General features: G+C 50.3%; 1 rRNA gene. It reads right to left on the bottom strand.

Annotated features, from left to right (window positions below):
* Window positions 1-1,495, bottom strand: a 23S ribosomal RNA gene (locus tag ACTNDS_RS16615); the annotation flags it as partial.
* Between the last annotated feature and the right edge of the window lie 182 nt (window positions 1,496-1,677).

Genomic DNA, 1,677 nt, shown 5'->3' with positions numbered 1-1,677 from the left:
CGCTTGCACCGGGCTCTCCATTCCCGGCTTCCGCTTTCCTTACGTGTCCCCACAGTTCTGTCATACCGCAGTACAGGAATCTCCACCTGTTGTCCATCGGCTACGACTCTCGTCCTCGCCTTAGGCCCCGACTTACCCAGAGCAGATCAGCTTTACTCTGGAAACCTTGGATATTCGGCCATAAGGATTCTCACCTTATTCTCGCTACTCATTCCGGCATTCTCTCTTCCATGCAGTCCACAGCTCCTTACGGTACTGCTTCTTCCCGCATGCAATGCTCCTCTACCAACCTTTCGGTTCCTTAGTTTCGGTGGCGCGTTTCAGCCCCGGACATTTTCGGCGCAGGACCTCTCGACCAGTGAGCTATTACGCACTCTTTGAATGGATGGCTGCTTCTGAGCCAACATCCTGGTTGTCTTCGAAATCCCACATCCTTTTCCACTTAACGCGCACTTGGGGACCTTAACTGAAGGTCTGGGCTCTTTCCCTTTTGACCGCCCAACTTATCTCGTGCAGTCTGACTCCCGATAATCGATTACGCGGCATTCGGAGTTTGATATTCTTCGGTAGGCTTTGACGCCCCCTAGGAAATTCAGTGCTCTACCTCCGCAAATCTGTATCGAGGCTAGCCCTAAAGCTATTTCGAGGAGAACCAGCTATCTCCGGGTTCGATTGGAATTTCTCCCCTATCCACACCTCATCCCCACCCTTTTCAACGGATGTGGGTTCGGTCCTCCACTACCTCTTACGGCAGCTTCAACCTGGACATGGATAGATCACCCGGTTTCGGGTCTACTCCTACTGACTCTGGCCCTATTAAGACTTGGTTTCCCTACGGCTCCGCACCTGAAGTGCTTAACCTTGCCAGTAAGCGTAACTCGCCGGACCGTTCTACAAAAAGTACGCGGTCGCACCTATAAAGTGCTTCCACAGCTTGTAGACACAGGGTTTCAGGTTCTCTTTCACTCCCCTCCCGGGGTCCTTTTCACCTTTCCTTCACAGTACTATGCGCTATCGGTCACTAAGTAGTATTTAGCCTTAGGGGGTGGTCCCCCTGATTTCCCACAAGGTTCCACGTGTCTCGTGGTACTCTGGATCCTGCTCAGTCTCATCGGCTTTCACGTACGGGGCTTTCACCCTCTCCGGCCGGCTTTCCCAAAACCGTTCTGTTAGCCTCTGAGAATCTTAAATGCAGTCCGTAACCCCAGAATGCACGCACTCTGGTTTAGGCTCCTCCGCGTTCGCTCGCCGCTACTTACGGAATCGAGTTTTCTTTCTTTTCCTCCGGGTACTTAGATGTTTCAGTTCCCCGGGTTCCCTTCCTACAGTTATGTATTGGCTGTAGGATACATGAGGTTTGCTCATGTGGGTTTCCCCATTCAGACATCTCCGGATCACGGGATATTTGCTCCTCCCCGAAGCTTATCGCAGCTTATCACGTCTTTCATCGGCTCTTAGTGCCAAGGCATCCGCCCTGTGCCCTTATTGCTTGACCTTTCGCTTCATCACCCTAGCGTAGGTGATGCGGTCGTTTGATTCTCATTGTTTTTGATAACTTTGTTATCGATGTCTTCCTATCTTGCGTTTTATGAGATACTCTCATATCTCTTAACGTTTTGTATCAAGGATATTTGATTAACTTTAATCAAATTTCATGTATGCAGTTTTCAAGGTACA

This window comes from Blautia sp. HCP3S3_C12 (assembly GCF_052064155.1).
GTDB lineage: Bacteria > Bacillota > Clostridia > Lachnospirales > Lachnospiraceae > Blautia_A.
Note: the sequence above shows the minus strand (reverse complement) of the source record. Positions and strands in the feature narration are given on the sequence as shown.